This window comes from Natronosalvus caseinilyticus (assembly GCF_017357105.1).
Classification (GTDB): domain Archaea; phylum Halobacteriota; class Halobacteria; order Halobacteriales; family Natrialbaceae; genus Natronosalvus; species Natronosalvus caseinilyticus.
In genome coordinates this window covers 44,573-66,187 of record NZ_CP100395.1, presented here as the reverse complement: position 1 = coordinate 66,187, position 21,615 = coordinate 44,573, and the positions used below count along the sequence as shown (strand labels likewise).

Genomic DNA, 21,615 nt, shown 5'->3' with positions numbered 1-21,615 from the left:
TTTGGGTAGGGCGGGCCGACGCGGCCAATTCGGTTACGTTCACTGGGACCAATTCTCTAACAGCGCGGGGGAGGGGGTTAGTCGTTGCCAACGTCGCCCTCATAGCCAACCAGCTACCACATCATTGTCACCCCGCGCTATTCCTATCCATTCGAACTCCACGACCCGTCCATGAGCGGGGCTGAGTAATACGAGTTTGTGCTGACACGAAAAGGAAAGGGTGGGGATTCCTTTCCGGTGGTAGGTGGGTGCTTAGCCCCGAAGAATCGTCATTGAAGCTTCAGGGGCGTTTTCTCTTACCGTGCGGAGGTTGATAGTGACACACAATCACACCCAATATTGCCGAAGAAATGGACGTTTGTTCGAGACCAACGAGACGATCAAGACCAGCCTTTACACGACTGATCGACCCGTCGGAAAGGCTGCGGTCGTCGTTCCTGAATACGGATATCACGAAAAAAGGACCGAATACACACCAGCGAAGCAGGTACACAAGAAAACAGCGAAGGATTTCACGTGGGAGTAAGCTCTGCCACTCGGTCGACGAAGATGGGCATTGATGACGCCACAGAGAGAGTCTCCATCTGATGGAGTCTGCTGAATCGCCAAACAGCGCCGCCCACACCACAACTGACGTCACAGAACGACGTCCGGAGGTACAGTCCGCCCGAAACGATCCTATACCGCTATAGATCTGATCACGCCCTTCACACCGCATAATTTGGGCCAGTATAGTCTCCTACCGTTGCTCGTTACCTTCACTTTCGTTCCGAGACGGACTGTTTCTATCCAGGAGTTGATATGCACTGGCGTGATGCACTGTCGACGTACGCCACTCGGCACGAAGACCACTGTACGGAGTTTGCTTGTGCAGTCTTGGAACGCACAGAGCGAGGCGATCTCCTGAAGGAAGCGGGGCCGACAAAGCCGGAGTTCATCGATTATCTGGAATCTGGGCTCGTCGAACGAGATTTCAGAGAACTGTTTCGATCAGTCGCGAAGCTCTGCGACCGACTGACCGACCTCTCGGACGTGGTCACTTCGCTCGAGGTCGAGTTCCTCAGCGAGGTGATCGACTGTCTCTTCGAGGCTCATACATGAAGGAAGCGCTGCGAGCTGTATAAACCTAGTGCTCCTCCACAAACGAGGCCGTCAGGCCGAGCGAAGTAGGGTGGGGTAGTGACCTTGGATATTTGGCGAGACTGGTAAGGATGACCCTCTCCCCCCGTCATCGATGTGTAAAAGCGTGAGAAGAGGCCGGGGTTAGTAAACGAGACCGTCGAAAATAGGCGGAGCCGTCGTAAACACGGGCGAGAGGTCTTAACACCCAGAAATACCATATATGAAACTTATACCTTTGATCTGGCAAAGTTTTAAGTAACCTCCGAATAAACCAGAGCCGCAATGGACCTAGAGTGAGTGTTATGTGGAGTATCACTCCAGCTGACCGAACAAGGTAGATTGCTATCGTCGACCGTTATTCTATACTTTCTTTTCCTGATATCGCTGCAGTTGGATCCTTTCCCATGGTTGAGACCGTTCGTTTCATCGTCTCTACCCTTCTTACATCGGTGGTTTACACATCGATGACGGAGAGGGAGGGTTGAATCACGAGTCAAGATTCGTCTGTGACCCACTTCGCCTCATTTGGACGAACGCATCTCTCAAAACCAGTAAATCCTCATGAGAGCACACCCTCTTTGGAGTGGCCTGGAATTTACGTTCACTAATATCGAATCATCCTTGCTCGGTTTCGAGAATCCAGCCATCGCATCGAGAACATTTACACTTCGATGACGGGGGGAGAGGTCAAGAATTACACATCGACGACGGGGGGGGTGTCTACACTCTAGCTTCACGAAGATCGCCTATCTTAGTCCTGGTGGAACTCATTCAGTTGTGCGTTGACCACCGTTCGAAGGAATTCTTCCTGGTCAGCAATACTCTCTAATCGAGTATCCTCAGTGAGCCGGTTCATGATCCCTGTGGGATCACCCGTGAAGGTGAACTCCATATACATCCCACCACCGCGACCCCGACTCTTCCTCGACGTCGAAATCAGTCCGTACGTAGAAAGCTCCTTGACGTACTTGACGTATGTCTCCCGAGTCATCTGATCTGTGTCGAGTTCGTCGGTCACCCACTGATACACTTTGAAACCAACTGGGCTCGGAACAGAGTTTCCCGAGCGCTTCGAGTAATGGGCCACTGCGGCGGTAGCATACAACGAGATCTTCTTTTGAGTTGTGAGTCCCTCAACGAGCTTCAGCGACCGATCCTTGTCGATTTCCTCCTGAGACTCGCGGACGTGGTGTTCTTCGACACTGTCGTCTCCGCGTTCGTCGGCAAGGTCGCCGGCGCCACGAAACAGGTCGATGGCTTTCCGAGCATCCCCGTGGCTCTGCGCTGCGAAGGCAGCAACGAGTGGGATTACGTCATCGGAGAGTGCATCCGGTCGGAAGGCATCGCGACGATTCCGGAGAATCTCGCGCAGCTGATTTGCATCGTAATCTGGGAAGTAGACGTCTCGAGGATTGAACGAACTCTCGGCACGCCCGTCGATGTCCTCCATGAACTTCGGATCGTTCGTCAGCACTGCGACGGAAACTCGTCCCTCGATCTCGTTTGTGTTGCTGGCTCGCGAGAGCTGATAGAGCAATTTCGAGTAAGCGGGTTCGTCGTTGGCGCGGCGTCCCACCAGAAGGTCGATCTCGTCGAGGATGAAGATGACCGAGTCGTAGTGTTCGTTGATAAGTTCGTAGAGACGTCGGTACTTGCGCTTAGTCGACACGCCAGTTTCGGGCACGCCCACTTTTGCGTCAATGTCTTTTGCAACTGTCTGGACGAGTTCGTAGACAGCCTGGTCAAGAGTGTTGATCGGCTGGCAGTTGATATCGACGACACCGAAGTTCTCACCCTTCGACTTGCAGAGTTCGACGATCTGCTGTGTCACAGCACCGATGATGAGTGACTTCCCAGTTCCAGCAGGGCCGTAGAGGAGCATATTCGGCGGCCGGTTTCCTTGCAGTGTCGGCCTCAGGAATGACACGACTGATTCAAGTTGATCGTCGCGACCGACGATCCGCTCTTCATCGATGATGGTGTCGGGCTCGACGAGATCACGGTTGACGAATACTGACCCACTCCCGTCCTCGTTGAGCATATCCCGGATCGACTGCTGCGTACTCTCGTCAGAGGCGCCTTCGGGAAGGCCGAGAGGCGCGTTGTCGGCAGCGAAATTGTCCTGGGTGACGTCGGGCTTTTCCTCTGTCTCTGATTGTGTCGTTTCCCCTTCTATCGTAGGTTGATCAGTGCCACCTTGATTGCTGCCGTCCATACCTCTGCTATATGGCGGGGGTACTAAAAAACTTGACCTCCGTCGATGTATATCTCCCCATGTCATTTGTTCTACCCCTCATATTCGCCCTTCTTTCAGCTCTTGGCTTGAGCCGGTGGCGAAGTATATCGCTGCGGCCCACCCCCCGTCATCGATGTGTAAAAGTCGACTGTATCACCAAAAACGTACGTCAACAAGATGAAGGAGCTATCGACATACTCGTTCGTCGAATCCGAATGCAAAAGCAGGGCCCACACTCAGGCAGTTATCTCGAGTTCTTGTTTGCTGAGAGCCCTGTAACGATCATGGACACCTTTCGTGAAGACTCTCGGTTTAACGACGTTCATGGTGATGAACTCTGAGCGGTAGTACAGGCTCAACCTCGCAACGATTCTCAGTGAGTGCGAAAAACAAGTCGATAGGGGTGTGTCCCTGCCGACTTGGCTTCCCTGAACAAATCGATAGGGGGTGCGTTCTCTAACGGATTATTCCAGAACAAATCGATAGAGGTGCTCCTTGTAGACTTCTCTCAGTAATTCAGATCGCACATGAGGTGTATTCACCCCACGTATTTAACCAACAGACGCCGGGATAACCATCCTTTGTTGGTTAACAATAGCTGGTGGTTCTACGATTTCGTCTCCAGTTAGCGGACGAAGCCAGTACAGACAAGCGATAGGATTTCACTGGTGGCAGTCATGGTATTGGTTAGCCCACGAAGTACGATGACTCATTCTGTGGGGGTAACTCGATTCTCAACAAGACACCACTGTTTCCAGAATCTCGATGTTAGCGCCTCGAGACAGTGGCCCTACCTTTATCTCCTTCAGAGTTCGTATCCAATCATTCGTCGATGCTCTTGGAGTACACTCCTCAACTGTCGGTGCGCGACTTTCGCTCGACGAGTAAGTTCATTCTCTCGAGTTCTCTGAAGCGACTGAGCGTACCACTCACTGGCATCAGCCGCGAGTGCCAGCCACGCTACTCGGGTGTGGACACGCCCATGTCGACATCCAACCATCCAGATCGTCGCGATCACGTCCAGTCGCTTTCCGACTTCTTCGTCACCATGTGATTCGAACCACTCACTTCGCAGCTCGCAGGCCGTAACGACTGTCTCGCAGAACTCTTCGTCGACGCCGAGTACAACGTGGTGTCCTCGAGTCTGCTGAACCTCGAGAATCATGACTGTGCCCTCTCGATCTCGAGTCGGACCTGGTCCTGGTGCGAAATGGCGCACGCCGGCGAGCAGTATACTGTTGACGTTGGGTTTTCCAGGCCGAATTCAAACATGCCGTCTTTCCGTGTTCGGGAGTCCGTGTCGTTCGCTGTGTCATTGGGTTTTCACGCAGGCATTTTCTCTGACGCGCCTGCACCCTGTTCAGGCGCGCAAAACACAACGCGAACACGAGTATGGAGTTGCGCCAATAGTGATGTGAGTCCTCTCAAAATGTAATGGGCATGCACTGTCAGCAACAGTTTACGAAGAGTATTAATTCCGTATATTTCAAATATCATACCGAGCTTTCATCCAGTTTTATTAATCGCACAGCTCTCATAGAGCTATTCCAACTGGAGTGCCTTACTCGCCGCTTCAATAGGATCAGTATAGAAGACCAGTTCTAACTCATCCAGAATTTCATCTGGAATCTTGCTAAAGCTGTCTTTATTTTTCGCAGGAAGTAGTACGGTTCCTGCTCCTGAATCGACTGCTAGCTGAAGCTTATCGACGAGCGAACTCGCTTCGACGAGTTCACCCATGAGGCTCATGCTTCCAAGTACGACAAGCCGAGGCCGTACTGGACGATCGAGGATACTGGAGATTATCCCTACTAAGAACCCGACGCTGGTAGCCGTCCCTTCAGATGCCTCTGAAGGGTTCAACACCTGAATTTTAATATCGTGATCGTCGAGAGTTTCGTCTCGAGAGAGCTCCCGCATATTTGCTTTGAGGTAGTCGTAGGCCGTCTGGAACTCTTCTTTCATTGCAGAGCCAGGGGTGCCTGAGATGCTTTTCTTCCCTTTCCCCGGCAGCGCCTGCGTTTCAATCCGGAAGACCGCATTACTGGACTCCGAATTCCCGATTGTGTATATCGAGCCTGGTTGTTGGGATCCCTGGGGGATGAGTGTCTCCTCTGCTTCCTCTGGGACGGTGACGAAGATCTCCTCGCGAGTATCTAAATCGGTGTAGGAGAAGTTGACTGCTCTGTACTCCATCCCGCCCATTCGCTTGAGTTGCTCTTTCACCCGTCGTCGGCCTTCCATCGCAAACTCGAGGTACTCCTGGAGTTCTTCCTTTGTGTATCCCCCGTCTGGATGAAGCATCTTGAGAAAACCTGATACAGTCTTTCGGACGGCTTTCTCGTCACGCTGATTCAGGTGGTCTTCGAATGCGAAGTATTCGTTGATCGCGTCCCCTTGCGATTCTTTCCGGAGCTCGCGCATAAACTCGGAGTAGTAATCAACGATGAAGCCAAATTGGTCATCGAAGAATTCCGATCGCATTTTCGGGATTTCCCAGCCGGGAAGGTAGTAGTGGAAGCGATCGATCAGTGCGAGATCCTGCATCTCGTCCGGGAAGGGTTTGAAGAGGTGTGAACTTTTCAATACCCCCTCTACATCGAGGTCGATATTCCCAACATAGACCATCGACGCACGTGCTGTGAGTTCCTCTGTTCCGCGAGAGAAACTTCCTGACTCCATGTAATCTTTGAGCATCTGGACGGCTTCTGCATCGGAGAATCGCAATCCGCCTACTTCGTCGAAGGCGACAACATCCCACCGTCCGACAAGCCCAATCTGGCCTGTATTGAGGTTCAAGAACAACTTCGCAACCGTCGTTTTTCCACCAGAGATGAGAATCGAGTGTGGGCTGATCTCGCGATACAGGAAGCTCTTCCCAGTTCCACGCGGCCCGAGTTCGACATAATTGTAATTGTTCTCACAGAGGGGGAGACAACGGGTGAGAAACAGCATCTTCTCGCGATCGGTGAAACTCGATGGGTCATACCCCATGCTGTGAAGCAACAGATCTCGCCACTCATCGCGCGTGAATCTCTTGCGTTGCTCTTTGATTTCGTCGAGATCGAGGCTCGATACCTGGATTGGTTTGAACGAGTCGATCCCGAAGAGGCTGTGTTCGGAGCCGACGTTGTCTGGAATGTATTCCAGATCGATTATCGCCCAGACACCCCCACCAAGCAGCTTCGGGTGTTTGCTGACGAGGTGCTCGTTAATCTCCACGTCCGTGAGATTCAGATTGACGAATGAGCCGACGTATGCATCCTGGCGCTCGTCCAGGTGGACGGTTACTTTGTCGATGACACGGTACCGACCCCGTTCGCGGACTTCTGACTTGATGAACTCCGCCTCATCAGGTCTGACGTAGTGCTTTTTCAGGATCTGTTTGACTGTTTCGACCCCCTCTTCGATCGCGGCTTCGCTGTCCGTCGCACAGTACTGTCCAACGAGGTATTCGAGAACGTACGTCGGAACGTTCGCCCCGGATTTGATGTCCTGGACGAGGTCTTTCCGGACGACACGCCCAGAAAAGTGCTCGAGCGCCTTTTGATCGAGTTCACGACGAGTCATTCAATATCGAAGTCGAAGTCTTCCCGCATAATGATGTTATTCGTTGCTTCACCTGTGGCCACCGTCTCTCGGGTTTCCTCATCGATTGCTTCGAACAAAATGGTTGCGTCCTCATCAAGTTCACCGCTCTTCAGACGGATGGTGGTCTCGTTTTCGCCTTGATTTATCTCAACGCGTTTTGGCTCAGCCACTTCTCGGCCATCAACCGTCGCAGTGAGCCGGAGGGTGGGCGTTCGGCTGAACGACAGTTGGCCGCTGCGGGCCGTAATCGTCACGTCGACAATCGTATTCGAGACGCTCTCTGGGAACGTGACCTCGTATTCGATCGGCGCGTCTTCATCCTCGCGTTCAACGGTTGTCACCGTCAGACAGGGGACGACAAGCTCTTGCATCGAGATCCCACCATGGAAGTAGCGCATGTTTCCACCGGCAGCATAGAAACAGGCCACGCTTCGGGGGAAAAACAGCCGAAGATCGGCCGCATCGATGCCGAGCTGTTGTAGCTGTTCGTCATCGAACTCGATGATTTCGTCACCGGGAATAACCGGCGCATCTGCGTCAGCGACAGCAAACCGTCGCTTCGTGAACGCAACACCGTTGAGTGAGTCGACTTTGTCCCTATCCGGGAGTTCTTCGGTGTAGAGGAAGCCGTGGTCTGCAGTAACGACGAATCGGGTATACCCGACCGCACGGAGGCGCTGAATAACGTCTTCGACGTCGCGAACGTGATCGGCGACCTGCCCAAATGCTTTGTCGTCGTCGAAACTTTCCCCGAGCTTGTCGATTGTTCCGGAGTAGACGATTCTCGGTGGCGTTCCCGCATCTTTCAGAGCCGACTGGGGGTCGTCGAGGATATCATCGATATCGGCGACGGTAAAACCAGCATCGGCGAAGCGCGCTTTTCGATCGCCTTTATCCGACATTTCAGTGTCATCGACCGAGACGACCAGGTCGTCATCCGAATCGAGTTCAAGCGACAGCTCTCCAGGGAGGTGTGTCGCCATTCCGACTTCCGTGATCGAGGGGAGGGCTGCCGAGGTGAACGTCGTCTGTTGGTCAGTCTCCTCGTCGGCTTCGAACCGCTGCTCGAGTTCTCGAGCTAATTCGTAGCGAAGCCCGTCACAAATGAGAACGGCGGTTCCCTCCTCTCGTTCGACGTGCGCGTCAAAGAAGTCGGTCTGTGGTGTGCCGAGCACGGGGTCGGTGGCCAACCCTTCGGCGACCGGCCGGTTGAGCGTTCGAAGGAAGGAGACGTACGACGCCGTAATTCGGTCACGGACGCCGTGGAGTTCGTCGACCGCACGGCGGCTATTCTGAACGCTCCGAACGTATCGACGATAGGCAGCGTCGATCGTCCACCACTCCTCGGTGTACCGGTCAGCAAGGGCCTGTGGATCGTAACCTTCGGCTTCGATTTCTTCGATCGCCGAACCAGCCTCATGGAGTACTTCGAGACCGTGCTCGAGAATATCCCAGTAGCCTGCGTGGCCCTCATCGTACCAGAAGCCGTTCTGTCGGCGTTCGACGACGGGTTCGAGGTCAGTTGCGAGCGCTGGAAGTTCGTCGTAGTCGGCGTCTAGGAGGCGATTCAGACAGAGCCGGACGAGTCCATCGTCGATCTGCCGAAATGCGTTGGATTCCCACTCGAGTGCATCCGAAGCGATGACTTCCTCGGTGAGGTTTCGATCGTCGCTCACCACGGCCGCGTACTCGAGGTAGGTCGCGGTATCGATCTTCTGCCAGTACTCACAGAAACGAGCTGCTTCTCTCGTCTCGTCGGCTGCAAGCCGCGAGTAGCGGTCGGTGGGGGAGGTGTGTTCGAGTTCGCCGAAGAGCAATTCGGTTGCGATTTCCTCGGCGTCCAGACCGGCTGCAATCCCGTAGGTTTCCTCGAGGAGGTGCGTCCACTCGTGTGCCTGGCCGTGTTCTTCGATCGTGTCACGGTATGCGTCCGGATCGGCAAGATACTCGACGAGGTAGTCTCGCGGGGAATGATTGGGTGTGTCGAACAGGACGCAGAAGAACGCCCGGCTCAGTTGGGTTTCATTTTGCCCCCAGTTGGCGTACTCCTCCGGGATTCGAGCCTCTTTGCCAACGAGGTATTTTGAGGCGGGTCGGTCGCCAACGGTCGCACCAGGTCGGTATTGACGGCCAAGCCGGTGAACGTCCATGAACCAGTCGGCGTCGTCACGCCACTTCGGAACGTAGAACAGCCACTGCTCGTCGATGTCGTTGTCTTCCTCCCAGAGCCGGCGTTTAAGATCGAGGAAGCTCCCATCGTATCGGGCGACGTTGACGCCACGATCTTCCATCGCGGCTTCGATCTCGTCGATGACGTTCCCGTACTTTTCGCTCGAGTCGTACCAGACCCAGACGGGATGGCGCTCGAACTTCTCCTCGAGTTCGGTGATGATCTGCGTGACCGTATCGGCCATTACAAGATCACCCGGACACGTACCGGTTGTCGTCTTCCCATGACTCTCACTTACCCGTCATTGAGTGACTGCTACTATAATAGTCGGGTAGTTCGGTCGAGGACGCATGCGGCGTTTTGAGAATAGGGTTTTGATGGGTCTATTGGTCCGACTATTGAATCAAACGTCTCAATTCTGCGTATTTTGCCACCAGTAAAGATGCCGCAGTACCGACGAGTACAGATAGCACGAGGTAGTCCTCATCTGCAGTCCTTCGCGGGTTTACGAAGGACAGGACTCAGGAGAACTCGAGAGCGAACTTTCCTCTGTGTCGTAGGTGAGGACATGACGCCGGCGACATACAGTGGGCACCGAAAATCTCGACCGCTCTCAGAGTATATAGATGTTCCGTCAACCATTGACGACCTTGAGGTTCAGCTCGATCAAGTTAGAAGTAGTTTCAAATACGTTCCTGTAGTTGTTCACTGACCACCCCGTCCAGCTAGCGAGGGATAGAGCGCGTGTTTGGTAAAAGGGGTTCTCATATACAATCAATTAGATCGTATCCGTAGGATATTTAACAACATTCTACGAGTTGATTGGCATGGTGGATATCAACGGGGTTGCAATATATCGGTGTGTCAAGCAAGATGACTTACTAGACCAATTGGCGATACTTGACTCGGAGGATATTCGAACCGAAGATAATGAGACAGTCCGAGAGGTGACTCAGAACCTCATAGAGAATTTAATCGAAGACCCGACCATAGGAGAAAGATCAAAAACACCTGAATATGGTAATAGTAAATCTGCAAGGATTCACGAATACACCGAGGAGGTGGATGTAGAACGGAGCAATGGCTTTGTAACGAGAACAGTTCTCGAGGAACTTCGCCACAGTGCGAATTTTGATGCAAATTCGGAAGCACTGGCGGAATGGTACCTGGAAGAGTCCCAATCTCGGTCAGACTTGCTCCTCATCATTTCCTATACTTACGATGGAGAGAACTTCGCTGGGATTATCAAAACACCCTATCTCGATGACGCTTATCAGACGGACCCTTCTGAAATTCTCAGGGAAGCGCGAAGTGTTATCCAAGAAAACACTCACAAGGGGATAATTCATCCTAGATACGACCTTTCTGTCGAACAGTTACATCTTGACGAAGCAAAAGTCTACCAGAGAGCTGCTGGATCCGATCCAGCGTCGTATTGGACCAATTTCGTTCGATTAGCCGATAGCAAGACGGAGGACGAGGAGTTGGTCCAGGATATATCAGAGGGAAGGAGTCCAATAGCTAGCGTGCAATCCACATCCGAATTTTCGGATTTGACGAGCAGAGTCGAAGGCGATATCGCAATGGACGGACGGATTAGTATCGAAATTGGTGGAGATTCACTCTCCGTAGACGTCGAGGATCTCGTCGAAAGGAACGTTCGGTTAGCGAAAAAGGACGGCACCTATTTCGTAATCTTCGTCGGTGGACGAATCGATGTGGAAGCAAGTGATGGAAACCGCAACCAAGAACTCCCGGAACTCGACGAGTACGAGGACCTCGAAAATGCGTTATCTGAGTATCTATGAATATAGAGGACGTTGAGGAGTTTCTCGACTCGTTTGACCCCCTTCATCGGAACGGCGCTATCGAGGAAGAACCAGGTGACATTACCGCGACGGTAAAGATTGGCTTGTTGCGGCGTGGACAGGTCGGAAGTCTCCTCTCAAATATACTCGCCTATCCAGATCTAGTGACGGACTGTAGCATTGACGTTAACGCTGACGGGTACAGCAAGCCATTGTTTCATACTGGGCGCCGTGGTATCGATCTCAGTGATGACGGCTTCGAAGAGTTAGCAAAGCATTCCAGTATTCAAGCTTCATCCTACAAGACAGAAATAGCGGCTCACGATCGCAATAATCGAGTCGGTGAACTAGTCTTCAATCTGGTCAGTTTACTCTGGAAAGTTCATGACTCAAGAGAGTACGAAATAGATTTCTCGGTCTTAATCAATAAGAACGAAATATTGGACGTTTGGGTTTCAAACAAGGAGAACTGGACAGTTGTTCCAGATCGACTAAACCAGCTGTTCTGGTACGACATTTCCAATCTCAGCGAGTGGTTAGCAGAGCATTCCTTCACCGAGGGGCCAGCTGGATTGTTTGATCCAGAAAAGATGCCTGTTCTGGTCTACTACGAGAACAGGTCCGATCGGAAAATCCATGGAACCATACATTTCCCTGTGTTTCAACTTTCAGCGACACCGGATCTTCTCTCGAGCCAGTTCGACTCGTACCGAAGCAAGATGTCCGTTACTAAGGACAACACATCGTATTTTCACAATGCCCCAATTATCACCCCATCGCTCTTCGCCTCGTCAGAGTCGCTACGAATCTTATTCAACGATGCCTTCCTCTACTCAATGTTTGCAGTTTTTTCGGACAAGGTGGTAACAGCCTCGTCGGAGTTTCGATTCTATGCAGAATACGGCCCGAACGCCCTCGACGATGATCCAGTCGATATCGATTGTTTGGCTGATGATATAGCAGAAACGGCGGGGTCACAACTAGCTGAACTCTATCAGGAATTCAGTAGACGGGAAAATCGAACCAAGTTCGTCGAGTTTTGGCGTCAAAGCATGGTTCAAAACTGTGATACCATAACGGAACTCCCCTACCATATTGACGACGTGAAACAGAGCTACCAGTTTATCGAGAATGAGGTAATCGAGAAAAATTTCGCCGAGCTGAGTGATGCCGTTCGTGACACTAACGTGTTCATGACGGAAATAAACTCACGAGTATCAGACACCACGACGGCTCTGTCGGACGAAATCCAGCGATTAGTATTCGCACTCTTTGGTGCAATTGTTGCTAACCTGTTTCTCATACTCCGGTGGAGTAACTTTGACACCGTAATCCCGTTTTCGCTGTTCGTCATCAGTGCTATTCTCCTCTTTTACTTCCCCTTAGTCGATCAGCGAATCGACGAGCTGGATGAGATGAAGTCGAAGGGAAAGAAGGACTACGAGACGTACAAAGAGTTGATGTCGGATTTTTCTGGCCAAGCCTTCGATTTCGAGGACTTAGAGGGGCGGACGGATGAGTATCTGAGCTATGCGAACGAACGCCTTGGCTGGTCTCGGCGTATGATTAGACTCTTTCATACGCTATTGCTGTTCGCAGGGCTCTTCTTCGTGGGCTTTGCGAATCTAGAGTACGAATTCGTCTCGGTTCAAGTAGGGTTCTCCGGACTCTTTGTGCTGACGACCGTCTACCTCAGTTGGCGAACGTACTACGATCCGGACACCTACAGCTATCATCGAGTCGCCCTCCCATGGGAAAAACAAGTCGATACTGGCGAAAATAATGAGCCGGGTGAGACAGTCGATCAAAAACGGAGATGGAATCCGTATCCGCTGATGGTTACAGTATTATCTGCCTTCATAATCGGTGCCCATCTTCTCATGGTTGCCTAACAAAAGCACCACCCAATTTCTAATTGGAGCGGTTATTCGCTCAAAGCTTGTCCAGTTCGGTCTGCAGTAGATCGTACTCATCCACCTTCTGAATATTCTCCCAGATCCCAGCTTCGAAGTCCGGCTCGAACCCATCGTCGATTAGTTCGTCAAGTCGTTCCCCAAAGTCCCGTATATCGTCGAGTTGCTCCTGTACCTCTTCGAGTTCGGCATTGAGTTCCCGCTGTCCATCGTCGTCGGCGCCGTCGAGCCGGCTCTCGATACTCTCGAGGCGGTTCTCGAGCGTTTCAATCTTCGCGTCGACGTACTGCCCTCGTAGCTTGGGAAGGGTGTCGGCATCCATCTCGTGGTAGTAGAGGAAGCAGCTGAACGCCCCGTCGTCGCTCTCGAGGTGCCAGTAGATGGGGATGCGCTGACCACGACGGCGGTACTCCTTCGTGTGGTAATAGCGGAAGAAATTCTCGCGGAGCCAGTCGGTCATATCCTTGTTGAGCAACTCCTCGATCTCGGCTTCCTTTTCGTAGACGTCGTCGAAGGTGGCCTCGATGCATTCGCGGATACGATCGGTGACGTTTTCGTCGAACTGATCGTCGAAGACGAGGATGCCATCTTTAGAGGGTTGGATTTGGTTCTCGAGATTGTCCCAACGGCCGAAAAGGACGCCGAAGTAGTAGGAGAGGAGACGGCCAGCTGCTTCGCGTTTTTCGTCTCGGGTGTATAGGTCGTGTTCGTGCCGCACCATGGTGACGGTGTAGGGGGAGACTTCGAGCTCTTCGGAGATTTCGCGGACGTCGTTGTCCTTTAGATCGGCTATCTCGACGATTAGATCCTCATACTCGTCGTCGGGAAGTTTCTTCGTCGGGACTTCGTCGCGGAACTCGTGTTCGTTGATTTCGAGACGGCCTACGTTGACTATGTGGGGGTAGGAGGCAAGGTTTTGATGAACACTCTTGTGTATCTCATCTCTGTACGATGGTACAATTTCGTATCCATCGAAAATCATCTTGTCAATTATTCCACTGATGATCTGCACATCACTACTCTTCTCTTCGTAATATCGTAGGTTAAATACATGGTTGACTAATTCATTCGGGGAGAATTCTGAAGAGGCCTCATTAAGTCTAAACTGTTTTTTCCGTCTTTCAACGCACTTCTTTGCTAATTCCTCCACTCTTTCCTGATTAGCGATCCTACTTTTCATAGGGACATTCTCAGCATCACTTGGATTAAAATTCATACTCGGATTTAATCCCTTTATAATATATCTAGCTAAGCTTGAATTTAGATATGCCAAAAGGTAGTGATCAGACACCTCAACAGAATCAATATAGTAAGCTTTCTTGCTGTGGATACAATTTTTCGGCAGATACTTTGCTGTGAATTCGCTACTGAAGTCTCTGAACACTACGCCAACGTCAAAATAGTGTCCTATTTTTGAGAGTCCCTGATAGTGTTTGCCATGCTTGTCAGCATGCTCTTTTATGTTTCGGCCCTCATCTATCCATCTTACAACAGTATCTAAGTAATCATAATAGTCTACATCTCTTCCATTACTTACATACCATTGATATTTATCTCCAATTTCATCAGTTGGAACTTCCCACATCTTCCTCAAGTGAACCTTATTATCTCCGGTCGAAAGGCCGCTATAAACATCTGAATAATGATTCAAGAACTCATGCTTCTCAAATAATAATAGTATATTTTTTCCAAACCAATAGGCAAGGATTGTCTGAGGTATTTCATCAAAGGAGTTCTGGTTTAACACATAGATATCGTCATGCTCCTGACCACTCCGATGCGTCTCGGTGATCGTTTTTAACCCGCGGATCTTATCCTCATAATGAGCGTATTCCTCTTGCTCGTGAGTCATTCGATAGAATCTCGAGCTATCAAATTCTGAGGGATCACTATTTCGCAGTACGAAAGGAATAGTGTACGAATCTTTGGCTTGATCGAAGCCGTATCGTGACAGATGTGCGCCCTCGATAATCTGAACGTTTGAAACCAGTTCTTTTCGAAGGCCACGATAGCTATAGAGGAACATGAAACTCTCCGGCGTAACCATTGTGATGTACTGATTGCCAGCCGAAAACTCCGTACACCGTTCGATAAACGCTGTATAGAGGTCTCTGCTTCCTTGATAGTTGTCTTTCACGTACTGCTTGAGCGTCTCGCCCATTTTCCCGCTTCCGAGATACGGCGGGTTCGAAACGACGACTTCGTAATCCTCGAGAAAGACGTCCAAGAGTCGAACAGATTTCTCGACTTCTCCTGCAAACATTTCTTCGACAGGATCGTTCTGCTCGAGCGCCTCCACAGCCAACTCCGTAACCTGCTCGAGCAACCCCTCTTTCACCTGTTCCCACGATTCTTCCTCACCCGAGTACGACATCACCGAGGACTGCGTCGCCAACTTTCCATCACTGGTAAACTGTGCCTGGCCCGTCGAGCCAATCTCCTCGAGTTCCTCCTCGATGATCTCCTCAATCTGCTCCTCAATTCGAACAAGACTCCCCCATTCCCTAATATGCTCGAAACTCGTCCACACCTGCTCGAGCACTCGCCGTTCCAGCTCGGTATCTGCCCGCTCGAGCACCTCCTGTTTCTTCTCACCATTGACTAACACGGCGTTCGCCGAGACGATATTCATCCCCTCGATGGCCACCTCCGGGGCGTGGCTCTTGGCTTTCACATACAGCGCTAGCGCCGCAATCTGGGCCGCTCCTTCGTCGATGTCGATCCCGTAGAGGTTGTTCTTGAGGATCTCGCGCGGGATATGCTTTTCTGGGACGTCACCCTGCTCGAGGTACATCTCGTACAATACGTCGAACGCGTAGAACAGCATGTGGCCACTGCCACACGCCGGATCGAGCACCTTGATCTCGCGGACGTCCTTCGGCTCGCGATCGATCAACGACTCCTCGAGCGGCGCGAGGTAGAAGCACTTGTCCTCGTCGTCGATATTCGTCTCGTTGCCGTGCATCTCGAGCCACAGTCGCCCCAGCGAATTGTCGACCATCCACTCGACGATGTAGCGCGGCGTGAACAGCTGGGTCTTCGTCGCCACGTCCGTATCCTGTACCTTGTAGTTCTCCGAATCGATCCGTTCGTCGATCTCCTTACGCTCGTTCTCCCCGAAATACTGGTAGACCCAACCCATTGCCTCGTCCGACTGCCATACGTCGTCACCGAGTTCGTCGAGTTCCTCAAGTACCTCCCGTCGAATCGCAAAGTCCGGCTCAAGGGCGGTGTAGTCCGAGCCGTCGAACAACACTCGAATCTCCGAACCGATCTCTTGGTAGGCAAGATCCAGCGCTACTCCGAGTCCATCGTCCGGTGTATCGGTCAACTCCCCTGCGATCTCATCGACCGTGTAGTGCATGTACGACCGTCCGCCGTACTCCGGCCGCGTGCGGAGAGTTTCGGTCACTAATTCCCTCGCCTCGATCGTCTTCATCCCTACGAAGCGATTGAGATACTCCTTGGTCGCCTCGCGGATGTAGTTCTGGTAGGCTCGGCCGTAGAGTCCGTCGGTCGCCTCGAGTTCCCGTTCGAGGGCCGCATCAATCTCCTTTCGAGTTGCGATGTCTTCCACGGAGAGATGCGAGAGCGAACTCACCGGGACACGATCATCGTCGTAGATCCCGTAGCGCTCGAGCTGGCGTTCGAATTCCTCCTCGAGTGTCGACCGCGCACTTAGAATGGTGCTTCGGATGTCCGATCGATCGTCTGCGCTGAGTCCGTTTTGGTGGGTCGTAGCTGCCATAATAGATTGATTGTACGTTAGGTCGGGAACGGCGAAGCCATCCCCGCGCTGTATAGTCACTACCACAAACAGCATCCGTATGAAACTAGTGTTTCGTCGACTCATCATCTACGGTCACAGACCGGAAAGAGGCTACGTGAATCCGTGATCTCGAACAGATCACTGGTGCCATAGATGATAACAACGTATTTGCAATCTCCGTGAGGACTGCCGACCACAGCATGCCGAAGGAACGTAGTCAGGCGACGAGTATCACCGATCATTCGTGGTTCGCTCAACGATTGCTCAGAATCCTCGAGAATTTCGCCGATGAGTTCTCCCGACGAAATGCTCCCGCTCACTTCGAACAGGTTGCCACCAACGATACAATCATCGACGGCACGAAAATCGGCCAAGAGCCGGAACGATTCGTCGAGGAACACCTGATCTGGCCGACCCTCGAGGCGTTCGGATACGAATACTGGCCCCAGCCGTACTACTACCCACGGTGGGATCGACTCACGCCGGATTTCGGTATTCAAAATTTTGACTGTAGGGTTGACTGCACCGTTTTCGGCGAGGTCAAGACACCGAACAACGTCGACGAGGCGCAAGAGAACGTCACCAAATACCTCAACAGTGATTGTGCCGAACCGGCAATCGCCTTCGCCACTGATGGCGTGTTCTGGCGGATCGTTGCTCGTCCACCCAACGCTAAAGCACGGGAAATTGCCACCCTCGATCTCGCCGACGCATTTGCCCTCCTCCCGAGACGACACAAAGAACAGGAGAATTACAATGCGTTCCAGACTCGCCAGCTCATGGGTGACGTCGACGTGCTACGCAAATCTGCCGTCGAGAAGGACGCCAGCCAACACCTCTAACGGATCACTCGAAGTGTACCTCGACCTCTCCTTCCTCCTCGAGTAACTCGAGCACTTCCGTCCGAAGCCGATCAATCGGCGCATCGAGGTCGGATTCCTCACTCACGACGACCCCACCGAAGAACTCCTCGAGTTCGACGCGGTGGTGAGTGACGTCCTCGTCTTTCGGACGAAGCTTGTCGACGAGATCCCGAGCCGTCCGTCGATAGGAGTCGACGGTCTGGAGGTACTCACTCAACTGCTTGAGACTCGGGTTGAGATTCAGGTGCGAACGCCCGTCAACGTCGACGGAAATCGATGCATCCCCCATCCGGCTCGTCAACGGCTCGACCGCCGTCTCCAGGTCGTCGTTGTCGAGGTCAGCACCCAGGGCACGGACGTCGTCGGCTGCACGGGAGTACAACTCGTACCGTTTCGTGTAGAGATCCTCGTACGTCCGAGCGTAGGCGTTAGCGATCGTGTGATAGTCCGTCTCGACGTTCGACCAGTTCTCCATGATCGCCGTCGAATCGATCTCACCCTCGAGTTGCCTAGCTGCCTCGTGGACGTCGTCGCTAATCTCGACAAACGACGACGTCTGTTCGAGCGTTTTGAACTCTTCCCACTCGTTTTCGAGGAACTCACGATAGATTGCGTACTTCTCGAGTTTGCCAGACTGATCGAACTGGACGATTTTCTTCACCGTATCGACCAGGTCTTCCAGTTCGTCCTTGTGTTCGAGGAACGCGTTGATCTTTGCAGCAGACGTGCCCTTGCTGCGGATCCCTTCAAGTAAGGTAACGAGTCGCTTTGCCTCATCACGGAGCGGGAAGAAGGCGTCCTCGAGCTTCGTCTGCCGCTCTTTGCACTTCTCAATCCACTCACTCGAGACCTCCGAAATCCCCTGTGCGACTTCTTGATCGGTCTGTTTGACCTTTTTATCGAACAGGATGTCCAGGGTCTGTTTCGCTTCGTTTCGAACTTCGGGATCGACCGTCTCACGTTCCTTGAAGGAGGCATCCCGAAACTTCGAAATCTGCGTGAACACCTCCTGTGCACCGTCGTCGACGTAACTGTCGAACGTTTGTTCCTTGTATATCGCCATGATCGACCCGTTTCGGAACAACACAGCAGCCGCGAGCCTGACCACGTCGCGGCTCCATCCGTACGGTGGTTCCTCGAAATGCTCGATCAGTGCCTTCCCAGTTGGCACTTCGCCGGTTTTCTCACGGGAATCAATCTCGTCGGCCACCTCACTCGCGATCCGAGCTTCCGAATTCAATTCGCCGTTGATAACGACGTTCAACTCTTTGAACACTGCCGGGTTCGACCGCCCTTCGAGATCGCCGAACAGGGCTTCGATGTTTCGGTTGCTTACGCTTCCTAACCCATCATCGAGTTTGGTGAAGACGCGTTCAACTGCGTCTCGAGCCGGATCCTGGACGATTCGATCGAGTCGCGTGCCAGACTCCTCGAGTTTTGTCTCGGTGCCGTGGTAGATCAGTGTCCCCGTCTGGAAGCCGGCGTCGATATCTCGCTCGACGCTTCGACGCATCCGCGTGAGATCTTCCTTCTTCTGGTCGAGTGCTTCCTGCTCTTCGGAACTGGTTTGCTGGCCTCGCTTCTCGGAGACGATCTGCTCGATCTGGGTAATGCGTTTGATCCGACTCTTGATGTCGTCTGCATCGGTGTCGTCGGCGATCCAGTAAATCGTGTCTCCCTGGTCGAAACTCTGAGTTTTCAGCGTCCGCGGATCGACCTCCTCGTACTGCTGATGAACGGGAGAGTACGCGTGCAGATGAATGTACCCTTTGTCCGAAAGTTGCTCACCATCGGCCTCGATCGAGAGGGAAAACGCCTGTTCTCGGTACCGGACCGTATCGGCGTTGTCCAGGCTCTCGCGGACGAACTCTTTCGATCGACGCCGGATTTCTCCTTCGTTGACGTTGACCGAGGCGATTTCGTCCTCGAGTTTCCGTTCCGATTCTTGCAGGAACCGGTATCCTTCCTCGCTTCGGCCGACGTAGCCCTCCTCGACTAACTGCTCGAGTACCTCCTCGATCTGACTCTCGAGGGCACTCATGTCGCCTATCTCGTCGTACAGTGTCGTCGCGACGTTCGCTGCCGTATTCGGTATCCAGTCGAGTCGCTGGAGCAAGTAGAGTGATTTCAGTACTCGACGTGCTAACTCCTCGTCGACTTCCTGTGGGGCCGCATTAGCGATCGTCCGCTGATCGTCATCGTCGATGTCCTCGACGATCTCTTCGTACACCAGGTCGAGCGTAGCGAGCGATCCCAGTTCTCGATTTCGTAGGTTGTGTGGTTCGTTGAAAACGCTCTGTGTAACGTCGATGAGTGTTCGTTCTCGCCCCGTTAACCGATCGTCTGATCCTCGACCCCGTAGGGCGGCGAAGATCTGAGGGAGGATCTCCAGCTGGTAGGGCAGAAACGGGTAGCACTCGACGAAGGACTCCTCTTCGATGGATTCCATCTGACGGGACGAATGGAGTTTGTACCTGGCACTCAATCGCCCCTCATTCTCGTCGTACAACGACTCAATCGACGGGATCGCCTCCCCCTTCTTCTGCAGAATTCGATCGCGGACGACGTCCTCAAGGTTGTCGGAGATCAGATCAGTTTGATGCGGGAATCGGTCACCGACCTTTGATTCCTCGAGGTTCTTTGCGAGAACACCTGGGACCAACTCCTCGAGTTTCTCCTGTGACGTGACGCCGAGCCACAGTTTACCCATGCCCTGCTGGCCGAACTCTTCGGCGATGCTCTGTAGCTCGAGGAGCATCTGTTCGTCGTCACCGATGAACTGCGAGATTTCGTCGAGAAAGACGAAGTAGCGAACGTCCTGGTCGGTCTTCCGTTCTTTCTGGTCGACGTAATTGAGGATTCGTTCCGCCAGCGAGGCAGGAGTGATCTCAGGCTCCTCTTTGACGTTCGTTATCGCGTTTTTCGCGTCCTGTTCGTCGAAGTCGGGGACGGCATCGATAAGTCCCTGTTCGATCTTCGGCTCGACGAACGCCGCAGTTTGGCGAACGTCCTCCCACACCCGACCATCCTCAGCCTCTACTGCTTCCTTGAACGCTTCGTATCGCCCTTCATTTTCAAGATCCTCCTCGAGTCGAGCGACCCACGGCAGTTCTGCGTAGCCGCGTTTCCGATTGAACTCGCGGTTGATGACGTCGGTGATCGAATCTTCCCCCGCCCGGCTTGTTCGCGACCCGATTTGGAACATCAGCACTTCAGAATCGAACGTTCGACTCACGGCATCGACGGTCGCCTTTAGCGTCTCGTCTTGCGCTCGCGGTTTGAACGCATCTGACGCCGATCGGCCGTCGGGAAGGGTCTTATCCTCCAGTACGTAGCCGAGGATCTTCATGAAGTGGCTTTTCCCTGATCCAAAGAAACCAGAGATCCAAACACCCGTCTCGTCAGTTGGATTGTGTTCCGTCTCCCGAATCGCTTCCAGAATCTTCAGATAGTGTTGTTCGAGAGATCCGGTCAGCACGTACTCGTCGAGTTCCTGTTTAACTGTCTCCGTATCGTCTTGCTCGACCTTGACGACGCGGTTGATGTGCCTATCGATCTTCCGATAGAAGATGTCCTCAATCGTCGTAATGGTGTTTGAACTCATATTAGATCACCCGGGCGCGGTAGTATGCTCCCTCTGTTTTGTCGAGGAATTTTAAACTCTTGTCATCCTTGACCGCCGGATAGAATACCACGAACGGCGTCTCGATCTCGTTCTCCAGCTGCATGAGAATCGAGGAAATCCCTGCAAAGGGATACAAGATACCGGTTCGGTACACGACAGCGGTGTCGACATCACCGATTCGGCTTTTGATCGTTTCGGCAATGAGTCCCTGTTCATCAGTTCGCCCACCAAGAAGAACGGAAGAGAGTCCCTCGCTTAACTCACCTTCGTCAGCCTGCTCTTTCTCGATCACAGCATCGAGGATCCGTTCCTCTTCGAGGAGAGAAAAGACGAGATCACGCATATCGATGAGCTCGACTGATTGTCCCCGGTTCCGGAGTTTTTTCACGTACGCTTCCACCGTCTCTTCGACGGAGAGCTCATCTTTTGGCTCGTAGGTGAAGACTATGAACGGCACACCTGTCCGTCGGCCAATCCGTTCACGGTTGTCTATCGTAAGCGACTCGAGTTCCTCCATT

General features: G+C 52.7%; 9 protein-coding genes and 2 pseudogenes. 5 read left to right on the top strand and 6 right to left on the bottom strand.

What is annotated here, in order from left to right; translation table 11 throughout:
- Positions 1–795: 795 nt before the first annotated feature.
- Positions 796–987, top strand: a pseudogene (locus J1N60_RS19715) (DUF8172 family protein); the annotation flags it as partial.
- 886 nt (positions 988–1,873) lie between these two features.
- On the opposite strand, the gene J1N60_RS19710 reads toward J1N60_RS19715, so the two are convergent.
- Complete coding sequence (locus tag J1N60_RS19710; RefSeq protein ID WP_312912868.1) at positions 1,874–3,163, bottom strand: orc1/cdc6 family replication initiation protein; 1,290 nt, start codon at positions 3,161–3,163, stop codon at positions 1,874–1,876.
- Positions 3,164–3,517: 354 nt separating this feature from the next.
- On the opposite strand from J1N60_RS19710, the pseudogene J1N60_RS19705 reads away from it, so the two are divergent.
- Positions 3,518–3,699: pseudogene (locus J1N60_RS19705) on the top strand (orc1/cdc6 family replication initiation protein); the annotation flags it as partial.
- A 1,201-nt stretch (positions 3,700–4,900) separates the two neighbouring features.
- Here the strand turns inward: J1N60_RS19705 and brxL are convergent.
- Positions 4,901–6,928, bottom strand: a complete 2,028-nt coding sequence (brxL, locus tag J1N60_RS19700) for a protease Lon-related BREX system protein BrxL (RefSeq protein WP_312912797.1) — start codon at positions 6,926–6,928, stop codon at positions 4,901–4,903.
- Positions 6,925–9,363, bottom strand: coding sequence for a PglZ domain-containing protein (locus J1N60_RS19695; protein ID WP_312912795.1), 2,439 nt, complete (start codon positions 9,361–9,363; stop codon positions 6,925–6,927). Before J1N60_RS19695 ends, brxL begins: the two co-directional genes overlap by 4 nt.
- A 583-nt stretch (positions 9,364–9,946) precedes the next feature.
- On the opposite strand from J1N60_RS19695, the gene J1N60_RS19690 reads away from it, so the two are divergent.
- Together J1N60_RS19690 and J1N60_RS19685 are read left to right on the top strand one after the other, a co-directional pair.
- Positions 9,947–10,927: a hypothetical protein gene (locus J1N60_RS19690; RefSeq protein WP_312912793.1), complete on the top strand. Its 981-nt coding sequence runs from the start codon at positions 9,947–9,949 to the stop codon at positions 10,925–10,927.
- The gene (locus J1N60_RS19685) at positions 10,924–12,819 is read left to right on the top strand and encodes a hypothetical protein (protein WP_312912792.1); all 1,896 of its coding nucleotides are present in this window, start codon (positions 10,924–10,926) and stop codon (positions 12,817–12,819) included. Before J1N60_RS19690 ends, J1N60_RS19685 begins: the two co-directional genes overlap by 4 nt.
- A gap of 40 nt (positions 12,820–12,859) precedes the next feature.
- Here J1N60_RS19685 and pglX read toward each other — a convergent pair whose 3' ends face one another.
- Positions 12,860–16,648 carry a BREX-1 system adenine-specific DNA-methyltransferase PglX gene (pglX, locus tag J1N60_RS19680; RefSeq protein WP_312912791.1) on the bottom strand — a complete coding sequence of 1,263 codons (3,789 nt, stop codon included), beginning with the start codon at positions 16,646–16,648 and terminating at the stop codon, positions 12,860–12,862.
- 161 nt (positions 16,649–16,809) lie between these two features.
- Here pglX and J1N60_RS19675 point away from each other — a divergent pair, with 161 nt between their 5' ends.
- Entirely contained in the window at positions 16,810–17,451 is a 642-nt protein-coding gene (locus J1N60_RS19675) for a hypothetical protein (RefSeq protein WP_312912790.1), read from the top strand.
- A 4-nt stretch (positions 17,452–17,455) separates the two neighbouring features.
- On the opposite strand, the gene brxC is transcribed toward J1N60_RS19675, so the two are convergent.
- Together brxC and J1N60_RS19665 are read right to left on the bottom strand one after the other, a co-directional pair.
- Positions 17,456–21,076, bottom strand: coding sequence for a BREX system P-loop protein BrxC (gene brxC / locus J1N60_RS19670; protein ID WP_312912789.1), 3,621 nt, complete (start codon positions 21,074–21,076; stop codon positions 17,456–17,458).
- A 1-nt stretch (position 21,077) separates the two neighbouring features.
- Positions 21,078–21,614, bottom strand: a complete 537-nt coding sequence (locus J1N60_RS19665; RefSeq protein WP_312912788.1) for a BREX protein BrxB domain-containing protein — start codon at positions 21,612–21,614, stop codon at positions 21,078–21,080.
- Position 21,615: the final 1 nt, after the last annotated feature.

Excerpts from the sequence above, each read along its gene's own strand:
- J1N60_RS19675 (WP_312912790.1), top strand. The coding sequence starts at position 16,810 with ATGCCGAAGGAACGTAGTCAGGCGACGAGTATCACCGATCATTCGTGG.
- brxL (WP_312912797.1), bottom strand. The coding sequence starts at position 6,928 with ATGACTCGTCGTGAACTCGATCAAAAGGCGCTCGAGCACTTTTCTGGG.
- brxC (WP_312912789.1), bottom strand. The coding sequence starts at position 21,076 with ATGAGTTCAAACACCATTACGACGATTGAGGACATCTTCTATCGGAAG.
- J1N60_RS19685 (WP_312912792.1), top strand. The coding sequence starts at position 10,924 with ATGAATATAGAGGACGTTGAGGAGTTTCTCGACTCGTTTGACCCCCTT.
- J1N60_RS19690 (WP_312912793.1), top strand. The coding sequence starts at position 9,947 with ATGGTGGATATCAACGGGGTTGCAATATATCGGTGTGTCAAGCAAGAT.
- J1N60_RS19665 (WP_312912788.1), bottom strand. The coding sequence starts at position 21,614 with ATGGAGGAACTCGAGTCGCTTACGATAGACAACCGTGAACGGATTGGC.
- J1N60_RS19710 (WP_312912868.1), bottom strand. The coding sequence starts at position 3,163 with ATGCTCAACGAGGACGGGAGTGGGTCAGTATTCGTCAACCGTGATCTC.
- J1N60_RS19695 (WP_312912795.1), bottom strand. The coding sequence starts at position 9,363 with ATGGCCGATACGGTCACGCAGATCATCACCGAACTCGAGGAGAAGTTC.